This is a genomic window from Paenibacillus albicereus (assembly GCF_012676905.1).
GTDB classification, from domain to species: domain Bacteria; phylum Bacillota; class Bacilli; order Paenibacillales; family Paenibacillaceae; genus Paenibacillus_O; species Paenibacillus_O albicereus.
The window spans coordinates 3,920,307-3,936,856 of the sequence record NZ_CP051428.1; the positions used below are offsets into that span (position 1 = coordinate 3,920,307).

Below are 16,550 nucleotides of genomic sequence, written 5' to 3' on the forward strand. Positions count from 1 at the left end.
ATTGCCGCGCTCCAGAGGCTGGCGGTCGATCCTCGCCTCGGTCTGCAGACCGAGGACAGGTCACGGACCGGCGGCTGGCGGCACGAGGATGAGAGATGAGGAGAAAGAAGATAAGATAGCTTACATTGACCTACCATTAATTTCGGCAGGCTGAACTCCATTCCTATCCTTCCTTTGCCGAATTCTCCCCCATTCCCCTTCCTTTTACTTGCGTAAAGCATGAAATGGACGGGACGGCGTTGCTGTTCGCAATCAAAAACCTCTACTCATTCTCTTCTTTATATGTTATGTTTATTGACATCAATATTGGTTTGCAGAAAGGAGTTCAACCGGCCATGAAGCTCCCCCACCTGGACGAGATCGACCAGCGGATCGTGCAGCTGCTTCTAGAGAACGGACGGATGCCCTACGCCAAGATCGGGGAGGCGCTGAGCCTGTCGCGCGTGGCCATTCAGAAGCGCGTCGAATCCTTGCTCGACAGCGGCGTTTTGGAGCATTTCACCGTTCGCGTCAACGTGGCGAAGCTCGGTCGCACCGTCTCCGCCTTTTTCGAAGTGCAGGTCGAGCCCCGTCATGTCGATGCGGTCGGGCAGCAGCTGTCCGAGGAGGTGCAGGTCATCAGCATCTACCAGATGACCGGCTCGAGCACGCTCCATGTCCACGCCCTGCTGCGGGACGAGGAGGAGCTGGAGATGTTCCTGTACGACAAGCTCTACGTGCTCGAAGGCGTCGTCAACGTGCAGACCCAGCTCATGATCAAGAAGTACAAATCGGCCAGCGGGCTTGATGTCTAGCCGGCCGAGCGAGCGAAAAAAGCTGAAGCCTCCCTGAGGAGGCTTCAGCTTTTTTGTTCGTCGATCAGCAGGCTCTTGCCCGCCTTCATCGCTTGGTTCATCCGGTTCAGCGTCGACTGGTCGAGCTTGCCGCTGCCGAACCTCAGCACCTGCACGGTGACCTGCTTCTTGCCCCATTCCTTGTACACCTGCTTCGTCGTATCGAAGTACAGGTCGATGCGGCGTCCTTTGATCTTGGAGCCGGTATCGGCGACGACGCCGTAGCCGTAGCCCGGCACGTAGACGATCGTGCCGATCGGCATCACCTTCGTATCGGCAGCGATCGTCGACACGTCGCCGCGCCGGACCTTGACGCCGGAGCGGGTGATGCCGTAGAGCGGATGCCCCGGCTTCTTGCCCGTCGACTCGATGCCGGCGGTATAGCCTGTGGCAAGCACCGAGATCGACTTGAGCGCCGGAGGAACCGCCCGGCTCGCCGGTGCGGCAGGCTTGTCCGCCTCATGGCGCCGCTGCGGAATGGCCGGCCTCGCCGGCTTGGCCTCGCGCGCCTGGATGACGCGGTGCAGCCGGGCGATGCCGGGCTGAGCGGAACGAACCGCCGGCTCGTGGTGCAGCGCCGCGAGCGGCGCCGCTTCCTGCAGGCGCTTGTCGAGCTTCTCTTCCAAGCGGATGCGGGACGCTCCGCCTGCAGGTCCGCTGCCGTCCGCCACGACAGGCTTGGCCGGTTCCGGCGCGTCCGCCACGACGACCAGACGGCCGGCGGCCAGGCAGAGCGCGGCGACCAGCAAAAGCAGCAGCGTATGGGCAGCGCTCCAGACGAAGCGCGTCTTGCCATATGGATCGTTTCGATAGCCTTTCGGCATGTTTGCAATCTCCCCTTTACACGGAGGTTACCCGCCGCAGAAGGAGCTTATTCAGATTCAAGGCCAAAAAAGCGCCCTCCAATTGCTGGAGAGCGCTAATGATCTATCGCTATTGCACGGTTTTGCTGCGGATTTCTTCCGCAAGCTGCGCCGCCAGCTCCGCGACCGGACGGGCGCCGAGGTCGCCTTCGCCGCGCTTGCGCACGGAGACGGTGCCGGCTCCGGCCTCGTTCTCGCCGACGATCAGCATGTACGGGATCTTTTCGAGCTGCGCCTCGCGGATCTTGTAGCCGAGCTTCTCGTTGCGCAGGTCGCTCTCGGCGCGCACGCCGGCGGCGAGCAGCTGCTCCTCGACGCTGCGGGCATAGCTTTCATACGCCTGGGAGACCGGAATGACGCGCGCCTGCTGCGGGCTCAGCCAGAGCGGCAGCGCGCCGGCGAAGTTCTCGAGCAGGAACGCCGTCATGCGCTCCATCGTGCTGATGATGCCGCGGTGGATGACGACCGGACGATGCTTCTTGCCGTCCTCGCCGACATACTCCAGCTCGAACCGCTCCGGCAGCAGGAAGTCGAGCTGGGCGGTGGAGAGCGTCTCCTCCTTGCCGAGCGCGGTCTTGATCTGCACGTCGAGCTTAGGCCCGTAGAACGCCGCCTCGCCCTCCGCCTCGAAGAACGGCAGGCCGAGCTCCTCCACGACCTCGCGCAGCATGCGCTGGCTCATCTCCCACATCTCGTCGTTCTGGAAGTACTTCTCCGTGTCCTTGGGATCGCGGTACGACAAGCGGAAGCGGTATTCCTTGATGCCGAAGTCCTCGTAGACCTGCTGGATGAGGTTCACGACGCGCGCGAACTCCTCCTTGATCTGGTCCGGACGGCAGAAGATGTGGGCGTCGTTGAGCGTCATCGCGCGCACGCGATGGAGGCCGGTCAGCGCCCCGGACATCTCGTAGCGGTGCATCGTGCCGAGCTCGGCGACGCGGATCGGCAGGTCGCGGTAGCTGCGCATGTCGCTCTTGAACACCATCATGTGATGCGGGCAGTTCATCGGACGCAGCACGAGCTCCTCATTGTCCATGACCATTTTCGGGAACATGTCCTCGCTGTAGTGCTCCCAGTGTCCGCTCGTCTTGTACAGATCGACGTTGGCGAGCACCGGCGTGTAGACGTGCTGGTAGCCGAGACGCTCCTCCAGATCGACGATATAGCGCTCGAGCGTGCGGCGCACGCGCGCGCCGTTCGGCAGCCAGATCGGCAGGCCTTGTCCGACCTCCTTGGAGAACGTGAACATCTTCAGCTCGCGCCCGAGCTTGCGGTGATCGCGCTTCTTGGCCTCCTCGAGCAGGTGGAGATGCTCGTCGAGCTGGGCTTTCTTCGGGAAAGCCGTGCCGTAGATGCGCTGCAGCATCTTGTTCTTGGAGTCGCCGCGCCAGTAGGCGCCCGCTACGCTGAGCAGCTTGAACGCCTTGATGCGGCCGGTGCTCGGCAGATGCGGCCCGCGGCACAGGTCGAAAAATTCGCCCTGGTCGTAGATCGTGATGGCGGCGGATTCCGGCAGGTCGCGGATCAGCTCCAGCTTGAGCGGGTCTTCCAGCTCCGTGAAGATGCGGACCGCTTCCTCGCGGCTCACCTCGCGGCGGCGGATCGGCAGGTCCTCCTTGATGATGCGCTCCATTTCCTTCTCGATCTTCTCGAGGTCCTCCGGCGTGAGCGACTGCTCCATGTCGATATCGTAATAGAACCCGTCTTCGATGACCGGACCGATGCCGAGCTTCACCGTCTTCTCGCCGTAGATGCGCTTGATCGCCTGCGCCATCAGATGCGCCGTGCTGTGCCGGTACACCTCCAGGCCGTCGGCCGAGTCCAGCGTGACGATCTCGACGGTCGCGCCGTCGGTGACAGGCGCGTACAGGTCGACGACCTTGCCGTCGAGCTTGCCGGCGACCGCGTTCTTGCGCAGGCCGGAGCTGATCGAGCCGGCCACGTCCTCGATGGTCGCTCCCGCTTCGTACGAGCGCGCCGCTCCGTCGGGGAGCTTGATTTCTACTGCTGCCATATTCATTCGCCTCCGCCAAAAATTGTTGTCGTAGGACGCAAAAAAGCACTGCGTCCCGCAAAGGGACGAGTGCTGTCGGTTCAGACCCGTGGTTCCACCCTCATTCAACGTCCCTCGGCCGCAGCGGCCGAACAAGGAGCGTTCTCCTGATGTCCGGTAACGGGGACGAGTCGTCAGGACATACTGCCGGCGGACCGGGTTCCATCCTGCAGCTTCGAAGGGGTACCGCCATCCGCGCTCGCATCGGGGGCTTGCAGCCTAAGGCTCCCGTCTCTGAAAAGGGCTGTCGGAGGCCGCATGTCTTCGTCACGGCTTTGTGTTGCCATTATAGCGGCGCGAAGGCGAGCCCGTCAAGGCTCGCCGCCGCCCAATCCTTCCCGGCGCTCCTCGGCGCAGTCGGGGCACCCTCCGCAAATGCCGATCCGGCTGTCGAAGATCGATCGGATCGTCCGCACGACCTGATGCTCCGGATCGGACGTATGGATCCGAATCGAAGCCGGCGCCGCGGCGATGAGGCTGCTCAGCACCATGTCCTCCATGTTCAGCTCCGCGTCCACGAGCTCGGCCAGCGCTTTACCTTCCGACCGGATGTCGAGCGGCTCGCGGCTCTCGTCCAGCAGCCGGATGCCGCGCTCCGGCTCGTGAAGCACATGCACGAGGCTGCGGCGGCTCGGCTGGGAGGCCACGTAATACTTCAGCAGCGAGATGAACTCCTGGTACTGCTTATCCATCACGTATTCCTCTACCGCGTACTCCGCCGCGTCCCGCAGCTCCTGCCAATATCCGTGCAGGCGGAAGGTCACATAGCCTTGCAGATGCAGGCTCGCGTTCTCTTCGAAATAATCGCGCAGCTCCGCCGCGATCCGGCTGCTGCGCAGGCTGCGGCCGGAGCCCGGCGCATCCGCTTCCTCTCCGGCGCTCCACTGCTCGCCGGAAAGAACGAGGCGGCAGCAGCGCTCGACAGCCAGCTCCTCCTCGCGGGAGTAGCGATAATGCTTGCGGATGATCTGGCGGACCAGGTCGCCTTCGTGCCGGTCGACGATATAGTCGGACAAGGCGCTTGCCGCTCCTTCATACAGCAGCCCCCCATGCTCGCCGAGCCGGAAGCGGGGCAGGTTCGCCGTGCAGCGCAGCCGGCCGGCTTCCTCGGCCAGCCCCCAGCTCCAAAGCGGCTCCTCCGAGGCGGCGCTGCCTTGGCTCGCGGCCAGGGCGGCGTGCTCGTTCAGCCGCTCCAGCAGCAGCGCGGCGCCGCCGTCCTCTCCTTTTTCGATGAGCTCCACGACAAGCAGTTCCATCGCCATCCGCCTCCTTTCCTTCCGCTAGTATATGGCTGAGCGCGGTCGGATATGCGGCTTGCAGGGCGTCGTTCGTAAGCCCTAAAGATGTAGGAAAATGGTGGTTAATCATGAAATATCTATTTAGGGAGGATTGGAATGAATTCATATTCATGGTATATTGTTTAACGTGCATCATTAGCTTTCTAGCTGGAGTGAACCTAACCTTGGATGATCAACTGCTCGACTTCACCCGGGCGCGCTGGAACCGGATGCTGATGAACGGCTTCTGGTGCCTGCTCGTCTTGATGGTCATATTGGAAGGCCTGTTCCTGATCTTCATCACTCCGCTTGCTCCGGATGTTTTTTTGCGGCGGTACATGCTGCTGCCGACGTCCCTCCATCTGAGCGTGCTCGTGCTGACGGAGCTATGCCTCCGCTTCCTGGAAGAGCGGCTGCGCGACTATTCGCTGCTGGCTGCCTCCTCGCTGCTGACGTTCATCATCGTCGACATCAACATCGAGATCGGCTACATCATCCCGGCGCTGTTCCTGCCCGTGCTCGTCTCGATCTTCTACTTCTCATCGCGCAAGCTCATCGCCGCCGCGATCCTATCGCTGACGACGCTGTACAGCCTGTACTTCTTCAACCGGAGCCTGGATATCTCCGTCGTCGGCATCCTGTCGCTGACCGCGATGCTGGGCGCGTTCTGCCTCATCGCCTGGGGCGTCATCTCGCGGGGCAAGGAGATGCGCAGCTACTACATCCACGCCGCCAAGTCCAACCAGGAGCTGCTTGTGAAGAACATCCTGATGGACAAGCTGGCCAAGACCGATGCGCTGACCGAGCTGTACAACCATATCACGTTCCACGAATACCTGGACAAGCTGATCGAGCATCACGACGCGACGTCGATGCCGCTGCAGCTTGCCCTGATCGATATCGACAACTTCAAGTCCGTCAACGACCAGTTCGGCCATCGCGCCGGCGACTCCGTGCTCAAGCAGGTCGCCGACCTCGTCCGCTCGCAGGCCGGCATGAACGATTTCGTCGCCCGCTACGGAGGCGAGGAGCTGGCGCTCATCTTCACGGACAAGAGCGCCGACAAGTCGCTGCAGCTGCTGGAGACGATCCGCCACAACATCGAGGCGGCTTCGTACGAGGAGCTCGGCTCGCGCAAGATCACCGTCAGCATCGGCTTCGCGGATTACCTCGGCGAAGGCAAGGAGCAGTTTTTCGTCCGCACCGACCAAGCTCTCTACGCCGCCAAGTCGCAGGGCAAGAACCGCATCGTCACCGCTGCCGCGGAGCCCGATCCCGGCTCGAAGTCCCGTTTCGCCTGGCAATAATGTAGACAGCCCTTTCCTGCGGGAACGGGCTGTTTTTTTCGTCGGCTTCGCCGAGCGGGCGGTTGAGTTTCGAAACCTGCGCTCGCTGCGCGGAGGGGCCAAGGTAACCGTATGAACCCTGTATCCGCTGCGCGGAGGGGCCAAGGTAACGTATGAAACCTGCATCCGCTGCGCCGAAGGGCCAAAGTAACGTATGAAACCTGCATCCGCTGCGCCGAAGGGCCAAAGTAACGTATGAAACCTGCATCCGCTGCGCGGAGCGGGAACTCGTTCCGATCTCCCTGGAGCTCGGATTTTTTTGAATTTATTATTCGCAATGAAAAAATCCGCCCTCCAAGGGAACCGCTGTCGCTTCTCCACGAGCCCCCGTCCGCTCCGCTCTCCGGTTTCATTTAGGACCGCTCGCCAGCACATCTCTTGCGAAGGTAGTCCTGACCCCGTCACAAGCGCAAATGAGCTTACGCTATGCTCGCGAAGGTAGTCCCGACCCCGTCACAAGGGCAAATGAATTTTCGCTACGCTCGCGAAGGTAGTCCCGACCCCGTCACAAGGGCAAATGAACTTTCGCTACGCTCGCGAAGGTAGTCCCGACCCTGTCACAAGGGCAAATGAACTTTCGCTACGCTCGCAAAGGTAGTCCCGACCCCGTCACAAGAGCAAACGGGCCTTCCCTACGCTCGTGACGGAAGTCACGACGGGGGGATGGCATGTACCATGTTCCGCCTTCCGGTTCTATGGAAGGCGTCCCTCCCCCAAAAAAAAGGGGTGGGCGGGCAAGTGGACAAAGCAAGCGAAGCGAGGCGATGCCTTTCGGAGAAGCGGCAGCGGTCCTCTTGGAAGACGGATGGCCTCCGCATAGGAGGTCAGGGGATCAAGGGCATCCGGCTTCCAGTGGAATCGGAGAAAGGCTCGGCTCGCGCAGCGGGTTTCTTGTCCTAAAAAAGTTCCGGCTGCTGCCGAGAAAGGCTCGGCTTGCGCAGCGGGTTTCTCGTACTAAAAAAGTTCCGGCTGCCGCCGAGAAAGACTCCGCTCGCGCAGCGGGTTTCTCGTACTAAAAAAGTTCCGGCTGCCGCCGAGAAAGACTCCGCTCGCGCAGCGAACTCCTTATCCGCATGAAAAAAAGCCTTTTCCCGAATTCGGGAAAAGGCTCTTCCTGCACGTCAAGCTCAGTTCTGCATGACGAAATCGCGCTCCGCATGCTCGCCCTCGCGGAACACGCGAAGGATATCATAGCGGGTGTTGCGCTGCGCGGGAACCTTGCCCGCCTCGCGGATGTACTGCAGGATCAGCTCGATGTTGACCTTGTGCGTCGTGCCTGCGGCGGAGACGACGTTCTCCTCCAGCATCGTGCTGCCGAAGTCGTTGACGCCGTACGACAGCGACTGCTTGCCGATCTCCGGTCCCATCGTCACCCAGCTCGCCTGCATGTTCGGGATGTTGTCCAGCATGATCCGGTTGATGGCGACCATCTTGAGGTACTCCTCCGGCTTGGACTTCTCCCGCTTGAGGTTCGTGTTGTCCGGCTGGAACGGCCAGGTGATGAACGCCAGGAAGCCGGGCGACGGATAGCCGAGCTCCTTGCACTCGTCCTGCGCCTCGCGCACGCGCAGCATGTGCAGCGCGCGCTCCTCCATCGACTCGCCGAAGCCGTACACCATCGTCGCGGTCGTGTTCATGCCGTTGCGCCAGGCCGCCTTCATCGTATCCATCCAGTCCGTCCAGGAGCCCTTGAGCCGGCTGATCTTGCGGCGCGTCCGGTCGTCGAGGATCTCGCCGCCGCCGCCCGGCAGCGAGTCGAGGCCCGCCTCATGCAGCTGCCGCAGCGTCTCGTCGAGGGAGAGGCCGGAGAGCACTTTCATCTTTTGAATTTCGGCCGGGGAGAAGCTGTGCATCGTGATGTCCGGGAAGCGCGCCTTGATCTTGCGAAGGATATCGAGATAGTACTCGAAAGGCAAGTCCGGGTTGACCCCGCCCTGCATCAGCACCTCGTCGCCGCCCACATCGGACAGCTCCTGGATCTTCTGCAGGATCGTCTCGTCCGGCAGCACGTAGCCTTCCTTGGAGCCCGGGGGACGGTAGAATGCGCAGAAGCGGCAATACACGTCGCACACGTTCGTATAGTTGATGTTGCGGCCGATGTTGAAGGTGACGATCGGCTCCGGATGGCGCCGCCTCATGATCTCGTCTGCGGCCCGTCCCATTTTTTCGATCTCGTCGGACTCCAAAAGAACGATGCAGTCCTCGAGGCTGATCCGCTCGCCCTGCAGCGCCTTATCCAGCACGCGGTCCACTTGTTGCATCTCTGCGGCCTCCTTCTATCGCGAGGCGGCGCCGGGGCTCATCCAGAGCCTCGGCGCCGCAGCTGTTCAATTTGAACTACGTTCCTATTTTCACAGCTTATGTTACCATGAAGCGCTTCCCGCGTCACGTTGCAATTCCATGTCCAAAATGGAGCACGGACGAGAATGCGGCCGCTCCGCGGCTCGCGATCGCTTGATTCAGGCTGCCTTCCGGATTGCGCTGCGGCGCGGTTCTGTGTCCATAACCCGACTAGGCAGCCCCTCCGGATTCCGGCAGGACTGCCTAGGACAAAGATCACCGTCCGCCGCCTCGCTCCTGCACGCAGAACAAGGGCGCAATCGGCTCAAACCATGTCGATCCAGATTTTGATGGCAGTCGCCACGATCAGCAAGGCGAGGATAAGCTGCAGCAGCTTCGTATTCATGCGCTTGCCGAGCGCCGCTCCCAGGGGAGAGGCGATGAGGCTGGCTACGACCATCACGGCGGCGGCCGCATAGTCCACTTGTCCCGTCGAGACTTTGCCTGCCGTCGAGCCGATCGAGGAGATGAACGTGATCGCCAGCGAGGAGGCGATCGTCATGCGAGTCGGGATGCGGAGCACGACCAGCATGATCGGCACGAGCAGGAACGCTCCGGCCGCGCCGACGATGCCCGAGCCGATGCCGACAGCCAAGGCGAGCGCAGCCGCCAGCGGGCGGTTGAATCTCACCTCGTTCAGAGGCAGGTCTTCGGAGCCTCTTTTGGGAAAGAACATCATGACCGCCGCGATCGAAGCCAGTATGCCGTAGACGATATTGATCGCCTGCTCGCTCATCGCGCCCGAGCCGAAGCCGCCGATGAAGCTGCCTGCGAGAATCGCCGTGCCCATGTATCCGATCAGCGGACCGTTGAGGTAGCCTCCCTTGCGGTAAGCCCACACGCCGCCGATCGTCGCGAACAGAACCTGTACGGCGCTGATGCCCGACACCTCATGCGCGCTGTAAGCGGCATAGCCGAGCAGCGGAGGAATGTAGAGCAGCATCGGATACTTGATGATCGAGCCGCCGATGCCGACCATGCCGGAGACAAGCGAGCCGACGAAGCCGATCAGAAACAGCGTGACGACGAAGCCGAGGCTCATCTCCATGTCATCTCACCGCACAGCGGTTCGGCCCGATCTCCATCTCCCGCTGCTGCTCCTCGCCGGGCTGCAGCCGCCCCATATTCGTCTGCCGGATTTCTTGATAAGCGTTGGGCTGCGGGGGCAGCTGCTCCGTCACCATCGAACGGAACTCCTGCTCGTCCTTGACGTTCAGGCCATGATTGCGGCGAAGCAGCTCGCCGAGCGGGCGGGAGACGGTGCCGTCCGCGTTGAGCTCCTCCATGACCATGAAGTGCGCGGGCAGCACGAGCAGTTCTTCCGAAAGGGCCCGGTAGCGCACGTACAGCGTCTCCCTCAGATCGCCGACCCAGTCTTGCGCCGATCCGGCAAGATCCGGCCGGCCGATCGAGTCGACGAACAGGATGTCTCCCGTCAGCAGATAGCTGCCGTCGATGATGAAGGACATCGAGCCGATCGTATGGCCGGGAGTTTCCAGCGCCTCGATCCGGATGCTCGACGAGCCGACCGCAAGTTCGAGTCCCGGCTCCAGCGGCTCGTAGCGGTAAAGAACCTGCTCCGCGTCTTTGGGCGGCAGCCAATAGCTCGCCGAAGCGGCTTCCGCGATGCTCCGGCCTCCCGAAATATGGTCGGCATGAAGATGCGTATCGAAGACATGCCGAATCTGGACGCCGCGCCGCTTCGCAAAGTCGAGGTAGACCTCCGTCATGCGCGTCGCATCGAACAGCGCCGCTTCGTCTCCGGAGATCGCCATGTAGGACAGGCATCCCTTCCCGATGCGGTTGAACTGGAACAGCTCTCCTCCGCCAGCCAGATCCCCGACCTTCAGCGGCACCAGATGCTCGCTCCAGGCTTTCATGCCGCCCTTCAGATACCCGACTTGCCGCCCGTGCCCGTCCAGCATCTCCGCGATCATCCTCGACGATCCTTCCTTGGCGCAGACGACAAGAATGTCTTCATCCGCCGGAAGACGGTCCAGAATGTTCTCCACTCCGTCGATCAGGTCGTAATAGGGTACGTTCAAGTAGCGAAAGCCTTCTCCCTCGACCTTCCAATCCCGGAAAGCCTCTTCGTTGCGCACGTCCAGAATGAACAGGGAATCGCCGCCGATCGCTTTCGACGCAAGCTCCGCCGCTTCCACTTCTCTCATCATCGGCTCTCCTCCTTGACCGGTTTTCCATCGATGGCTTCCAGTTCCCCCGTCCACCCGTTCATGCCGGGCACGACATTGAACACGCGCCGGAAGCCCGCTTCCGTCAGCAGCCTCGCCGCCAGATCGCTGCGCGTGCCGGACCGGCAGATGACATACAGCTCCGACTCCGCATCCAGCTCCGACCGGCGCTGCTCCAGCTCGCCCAGCGGAATGGAGATCGCCCCCGGGATGTGGCCGAAAGCATACTCCGCCGGCTCCCTCACATCCAGCAGCAGCGCTCCGCCGTTGAGCTTCTCCCTCAGCGCGTCCAGCTCCGCGACCGCCTCGTGCCGTCCCTCTTCCGCTGCTGCTTGCTCGGTGCTGGCCGCCTTGCGGACATAATGGCGTAGCACGCCCTGCTCCTCCTTCGTGCCCAGGTACTGATGGCCGGCGCTTTGCGCCCACGCTTTGAGATCGGAGGTCGAGCCCGCATCCGTCGCTTCGATTTCAAGCACCAGACCCTCGCCGAGCTCCTTCATCGCTTTTTTGGTGCGCACGATCGGCATCGGGCAGGCAAGCCCTTTCGCATCCAGCTTTTGATCGCTAGGTATGGTCACGTCAATTCTCTCCTTTATACATATACGAGTATGGGTATTTTATAAGGTATAAAAAACGACAGCCCGCTCTGTTCGGCTTCCCTGTTAAATAAACAAATTGACCCGGCCCTGCTCCGCATCGCCCAGATAAGCCGCCACGCCGGCGTATTCGATGCCGTCGAGAAGCTCGGCTTTCTGCAGTCCCAGCAAGTCCATCGTCATCGTGCACGCGACCAGCTTGACCTCCTGCTCCTGGGCCATCTCGATCAGCTTCGGCAGCGGCACGGCATTATGCTTGCGCATGACCTGCTTGATCATTTTCTGGCCCATGCCCGCGAAATTCATTTTGGAGAGCCCCATGCGGTCTGCTCCGCGAGGCATCATGCCGCCGAACATTTTTTCCATGAACCCTTTAGGGGAGGTCAACTTAACCGATTCTTCCTTGCGCAGCGCGTTCAGTCCCCAGAAGGTATGGAAAATCGTCACCTCGTGGTCATATGCCGCTGCGCCGTTGGCGATAATGTAGGCGGCCATCGCCTTGTCGTAGTCGCCGCTGAACAAGACGATCGTCGTTTTTTTCGTTTCTTCCATGCTAAGCTTCATCTCCTTCATCCTGGATCATTCCTAAATTTACCTATACGGGTTGGGGTATTAAAAAGGGCGAAACTCAGCCCTTTTTCAGCCAGAATTTCAGCACGCCCTGCTCTTCGCTCCCGTGAAGAAGCTCGTTCCCGCTGGATTTGGCCCATGCCGCCAGATCGCTGCGCGCGCCTTGGTCCGTCGTATGCACTTCGAGCACCTCGCCGGTCTGCATGTCCTTCATCGCTTTTTTCGTTTGGACGATCGGCATCGGACAAGCCAATCCTTTCGCATCCAGATAACGGTCCGCTTTCATCATAGATCGTTCCTCCTTTATTGTCTTCATACCCTGCGGGGTATCGTGAAGAGTAAAAAAAAAGGGAAGCCCCTTTTTCTTCTCGGGGATAGCCGGCTGAAGTCAACGGCTGCGCACGAGCAGCTCCACCGCTTCCTTGATGAGCTTCTCGGCATCCTCGCCGTTCTTCTCTCCCTCGCGCACGCATTCCACCAGGTTGGCGCTGACGATGACGCCGATCGTCCGGTCGATGGCCGTGCGCGTGGCGGACAGCTGCGAGATGACGTCCTTGCAGTTCTCCTGCTGCTCCATCATGCTCAGGATGCCCCGGAGCTGGCCTTCGATCCGCTTGACGCGGTTCTTGATCGGATCCTGATACTCCACGTGGTTCGTCCTCCTCCACCAAGCCCCGATTCGGCCGCCCGGCCCGCTTGGCTTGAGACCTACTATATACCCATGGGGGTATAATGTCAAGCTGTCGACTCGCTTCTCCGAAAAAAATGCCGCCGGCGCAAAGCCGGCGGCGAAAGCAACAACTAGGAATCGGCCCCGCCGAGCGCCTGCTCCAGATCCTCGAGCAGGTCGTCGACATGCTCCAGGCCGACGGAGTAGCGCAGCAGCCCGTCGCCGATGCCGCGCTCGGCGCGGACCTCCGGCGGCATCGCGGCATGCGACATCATCGCCGGATAGGAGAGGATGCTCTCGACGGCGCCGAGGCTGACCGCAACGAGCGGCAGCTGCACGCGGCTCAGCACGCGCTTGGCCCGCTCGCCGCTGCCGACGTCGAACGAGACGACGGCTCCGTAGCCGAGCGACTGGCGCTCATGCACGTCGCGGCCGGGATGCTCCGGCAGGCCCGGATAGTAGACGCGGGCGATATCGCCGCGCGCGGCAAGCCATTCGGCGAGCCGCCTCGCGCTGCGCTCGCTCTGCTCCATGCGGGCCTGCAGCGTCTTCATGCCGCGCAGGAGCAGCCAGCCCTCCTGCGGGGCGAGCACGGCGCCGAGGCCGTTCTGCAGCGCGTAGAGCCTTTTGCCGAGAGCCTCGTCCTTGGTCACCGCCAGCCCCGCCAGCACGTCGCTGTGGCCGCCGAGGAACTTGGTCGCGCTATGCAGCACGATGTCCACGCCCAGCTCGAGCGGACGCTGATGGTAAGGCGTCATGAACGTATTGTCGACCATCGTGAGCAGGCCGCGCTCCTTGGCCCAGGCGGCGACGGCGGCGACATCGGTGATCTTGAGCGTCGGATTGGACGGCGTCTCCATGAAGACGGCGGCCGTATTCGGCTTGAGCGCCGCCCGGACCGCATCGAGGTCGGTCATGTCCACGAACGTCGTCTCGATGTTCATCCGCGTCAGGATCGTCGTCAGCAGCCGGTACGTGCCGCCGTAGACGTCCTCGGTCACGATGATGTGGTCGCCCGCCGACAGCAGCAGCAGCGCGCTCGAGATCGCCGCCATGCCGGAGGCGAAGGCGAAGCCGCGCGTGCCGCCCTCGAGCAGCGCGATCGCGCTCTCCACCGCCGCGCGGGTCGGGTTGCCGGAGCGGCTGTAATCGAACGCCGGCGGGTTGTAGATGTCGTGGTGATGGAACGTCGACGCCTGGTGGATCGGGACGCTGGAGGCGCCGGTGACGGCATCGATCTCGCCGCCGAAATGCAGCAGCTTCGTGGCGAAGCGGCGCTCGGAGGGCGATTTTGGTCCTCCGCGCTCGCTGAGCTCGCGGCCGCTCATGCCGTCACCTCGCCAGCGATCTCCCGGCGGGCCGCCTCGAGCGCCTGCCCGAGATCGGCGATCAGGTCGTCGGCATGCTCGATGCCGACGGAGAAGCGCAGCAGCCGGTCGTCGACGCCGACGGCGCGGCGGATCTCCTCCGGAATGTCGGCATGCGTCTGCACGGCCGGATACGTCATGAGCGACTCTACGCCGCCGAGGCTCTCGGCGAAAGCGATCAGCCGGATGCGCCGCAGGATCGGCTCGACATAGCGCGCGTCCTTGACCTTGAAGGAGAAGATGCCCGTGTTGCCGGACGACTGGCGGTTCTGCACGTCATGGCCCGGATGATCGGGGAGCGCCGGGTAGAACACTTCCGCGATCGCGTCATGCCCTTGGAGGTATTCGGCCAGGCGGGTCGCGTTGTATTGATGGCGCTCCATGCGCAGCGCCAGCGTCTTCATGCCGCGCATGAGCAGCCAGGAATCCTGCGGGCCGAGCACGGCGCCGATCGAGTTGTGCAGCACGGCCATCTCGGCCGACAGCTCCTTGCCCTTCGTCACGATGAGCCCGGCAAGCACGTCGTTGTGGCCGCCGAGGTACTTGGTCGCGCTATGGATGACGATGTCGGCGCCGAGCTCGAGCGGGCGCTGGAAAAACGGCGTCAGCAGCGTGTTGTCCACGATCGTCAGGATGCCCTTGGCCTTGGCCCACGTACAGACGGCCTCGATGTCCGTGACCATCATGAGCGGATTCGTCGGCGTCTCGATGAGGACGGCTTTCGTATTCGGCTGCAGCAGCTTGTCCATCGCCTCGATGTCGTTCGTGTCGACGTAGGAGGTCGTGACGCCGAAGCGCGACATGATCCGCTCCAGCAGGCGGTACGTGCCGCCGTACAGGTCGAGCGAGACGATCAGATGGTCGCCTTGGCTGAACAGCGCGAAGATCGTCTGCAGCGCGGCCATGCCGGAGCTGCAGGCGAAGGCGGCGTCGCCTGATTCCAGCTCGGCGGCCGCTTCCTCGAGGACGGCTCGGGTCGGGCTTTTGGTGCGGGCGTAGTCGAAGCCGGTGCTTTCGCCGAGGCGGGGATGGCGGAACGCCGTCGCCTGGTACACCGGGAAGCTGACGGCGCCGGTGACGGGCTCTTGGATGGATCCGATCTGGGCAAGGCGGCTTTCAATCTTCATGGGCATCAAGGTCTCCTTTGCGAATCAGATATGCGCGCCAAGCTCGAACGGCGTCTGCTGGTACACGTAATAGTTGAGCCAGTTGCTGTAGAGCAGGTTGGCATGGGCTCTCCAGGTCGACAGCGGCTGCCGGGCCGGATCGTTGCCCGGATAATAGTTGGCCGGCAGCGCGATGTCCATCCCTTTGGCGATGTCGCGGTCGTACTCGTACTTGAGCGTCTCCGGATCGTACTCCGAATGGCCCGTGACGAAAATCTGCCGTCCGTCCTTGGAGGCGACGAGATAGACGCCGGCATCCGGCGATTCGGACAGGATCTGCAGGTCGGAGATGCGCTCGATGTCCTCGCGGCGCACGTCCGTATGCCGCGACTGCGGCACGAAGAACAGCTCGTCGAAGCCGCGCAGCAGGCTGACGTTGCGTTTGCGGATCGTGTGCGGGTAGACGCCGAAAATCTTCTGGTCCAGGTCGTATTTTTCCACTCCGTAATGATGGTACAGCCCCGCCTGCGCCGCCCAGCAGATATGGAAGGTCGAGGTGACGTGGCTGCGGCTCCAGTCCATGATGTCCTTGAGCTCCTCCCAGTAGGTGACCTGCTCGAACGGCAGATGCTCGACCGGGGCGCCGGTGATGATGAGGCCGTCGAAGTACAGGTGGGCCACCTCGCCGAACGTCTTGTAGAACGACTGCAGATGCTGGGAGCTCGTATTCTTGGACGTGTGGGACTGCGGATGCAGCAGCACGACCTCGACCTGCAGCGGCGTGTTGCCGATCAGGCGCAGCAGCTGCGTCTCGGTCGTCTCCTTGGTCGGCATCAGGTTCAGGATCGCGATCCGCAGCGGACGGATGTCCTGCTGGTAGGCGATGCTCTCGTCCATGACGAAAATATTTTCCTCCGCCAGCACTTCCTTGGCCGGCAGATGGTCAGGCACTTTGATCGGCATGCTCGTCACTCCTTCGTGGCTCGGAAATATAGGCCGTACCGAATACCTTCCGGGCTAAGGGCGCAAAAAAAGACCCCTATCCTGACAGAGAGGGGTCGTGTATGAAAACACATGCACCTCTCTCATCTCTCAGACATGCGCTACATGTCCGCAAGAATTAGCACCGTGCGTGTCAACGCCGGTTGCCGGGCTTCATCGGGCTGGTCCCTCCGCCTACTCTTGATAAGAAAGTTACGTATTCAGTTCATGGGCAGGTTGCTGCTCCCCTCCTACAATAAGGGTTGCGCCGCTCTTTCGTCAAGAAGCGTTTGCAGAGAACAGGGCATATCGGGGAATAATCATTGTCAAAACGCGTCGATCCCTGTAGAATGGAA

Annotated in this window: 15 protein-coding genes and 1 riboswitch; of the genes, 2 read left to right on the plus strand and 13 right to left on the minus strand. The window is 61.9% G+C overall.

Annotated features, from left to right (window positions below; genetic code table 11):
- Window positions 1–335: 335 nt before the first annotated feature.
- Window positions 336–794, plus strand: coding sequence for an Lrp/AsnC family transcriptional regulator (locus HGI30_RS17605; protein ID WP_168908750.1), 459 nt, complete (start codon window positions 336–338; stop codon window positions 792–794).
- Between the two features lie 44 nt (window positions 795–838).
- On the opposite strand, the gene HGI30_RS23605 is transcribed toward HGI30_RS17605, so the two are convergent.
- The 3 genes from HGI30_RS23605 to ytxC form a co-directional block, all read right to left on the minus strand.
- Window positions 839–1,657, minus strand: coding sequence for a 3D domain-containing protein (locus HGI30_RS23605; protein ID WP_168908751.1), 819 nt, complete (start codon window positions 1,655–1,657; stop codon window positions 839–841).
- Window positions 1,658–1,766: 109 nt separating this feature from the next.
- The gene (gene thrS / locus HGI30_RS17615; RefSeq protein ID WP_168908752.1) at window positions 1,767–3,710 is read right to left on the minus strand and encodes a threonine--tRNA ligase; all 1,944 of its coding nucleotides are present in this window, start codon (window positions 3,708–3,710) and stop codon (window positions 1,767–1,769) included.
- 350 nt (window positions 3,711–4,060) lie between these two features.
- The gene (gene ytxC, locus HGI30_RS17620; RefSeq protein WP_168908753.1) at window positions 4,061–5,005 is read right to left on the minus strand and encodes a putative sporulation protein YtxC; all 945 of its coding nucleotides are present in this window, start codon (window positions 5,003–5,005) and stop codon (window positions 4,061–4,063) included.
- 206 nt (window positions 5,006–5,211) lie between these two features.
- Here ytxC and HGI30_RS17625 point away from each other — a divergent pair, with 206 nt between their 5' ends.
- The gene (locus tag HGI30_RS17625) at window positions 5,212–6,333 is read left to right on the plus strand and encodes a GGDEF domain-containing protein (protein ID WP_168908754.1); all 1,122 of its coding nucleotides are present in this window, start codon (window positions 5,212–5,214) and stop codon (window positions 6,331–6,333) included.
- A 1,166-nt stretch (window positions 6,334–7,499) separates the two neighbouring features.
- Here the strand turns inward: HGI30_RS17625 and mqnC are convergent.
- The 10 genes from mqnC to metA form a co-directional block, all read right to left on the minus strand.
- Complete coding sequence (mqnC, locus tag HGI30_RS17630) at window positions 7,500–8,633, minus strand: cyclic dehypoxanthinyl futalosine synthase (RefSeq protein ID WP_168908755.1); 1,134 nt, start codon at window positions 8,631–8,633, stop codon at window positions 7,500–7,502.
- Window positions 8,634–8,977: 344 nt separating this feature from the next.
- Window positions 8,978–9,754, minus strand: coding sequence for a sulfite exporter TauE/SafE family protein (locus HGI30_RS17635; RefSeq protein ID WP_168909946.1), 777 nt, complete (start codon window positions 9,752–9,754; stop codon window positions 8,978–8,980).
- Window positions 9,755–9,761: 7 nt separating this feature from the next.
- Window positions 9,762–10,886, minus strand: a complete 1,125-nt coding sequence (locus HGI30_RS17640; protein ID WP_168908756.1) for an MBL fold metallo-hydrolase — start codon at window positions 10,884–10,886, stop codon at window positions 9,762–9,764.
- Entirely contained in the window at window positions 10,883–11,482 is a 600-nt protein-coding gene (locus HGI30_RS17645; RefSeq protein WP_168908757.1) for a sulfurtransferase TusA family protein, read from the minus strand. The genes HGI30_RS17640 and HGI30_RS17645 overlap by 4 nt, the downstream gene beginning before the upstream one ends.
- An 84-nt stretch (window positions 11,483–11,566) precedes the next feature.
- Complete coding sequence (locus HGI30_RS17650) at window positions 11,567–12,052, minus strand: DsrE/DsrF/DrsH-like family protein (RefSeq protein WP_168908758.1); 486 nt, start codon at window positions 12,050–12,052, stop codon at window positions 11,567–11,569.
- Window positions 12,053–12,128: 76 nt separating this feature from the next.
- Entirely contained in the window at window positions 12,129–12,356 is a 228-nt protein-coding gene (locus tag HGI30_RS17655) for a sulfurtransferase TusA family protein (RefSeq protein WP_206110107.1), read from the minus strand.
- 102 nt (window positions 12,357–12,458) lie between these two features.
- Entirely contained in the window at window positions 12,459–12,719 is a 261-nt protein-coding gene (locus HGI30_RS17660; protein WP_168908760.1) for a metal-sensitive transcriptional regulator, read from the minus strand.
- Window positions 12,720–12,871: 152 nt separating this feature from the next.
- Window positions 12,872–14,068 carry a trans-sulfuration enzyme family protein gene (locus HGI30_RS17665; protein ID WP_168908761.1) on the minus strand — a complete coding sequence of 399 codons (1,197 nt, stop codon included), beginning with the start codon at window positions 14,066–14,068 and terminating at the stop codon, window positions 12,872–12,874.
- On the minus strand, window positions 14,065–15,234 hold the full coding sequence (locus tag HGI30_RS17670; RefSeq protein ID WP_328805155.1) for an aminotransferase class I/II-fold pyridoxal phosphate-dependent enzyme: 1,170 nt from the start codon (window positions 15,232–15,234) through the stop codon (window positions 14,065–14,067). Before HGI30_RS17670 ends, HGI30_RS17665 begins: the two co-directional genes overlap by 4 nt.
- A gap of 24 nt (window positions 15,235–15,258) precedes the next feature.
- A complete protein-coding gene (metA, locus tag HGI30_RS17675; RefSeq protein WP_168908763.1) occupies window positions 15,259–16,176 on the minus strand; it encodes a homoserine O-acetyltransferase MetA in 918 nt (305 codons plus the stop codon).
- A 119-nt stretch (window positions 16,177–16,295) separates the two neighbouring features.
- Window positions 16,296–16,405: riboswitch (SAM riboswitch) on the minus strand.
- Window positions 16,406–16,550: the final 145 nt, after the last annotated feature.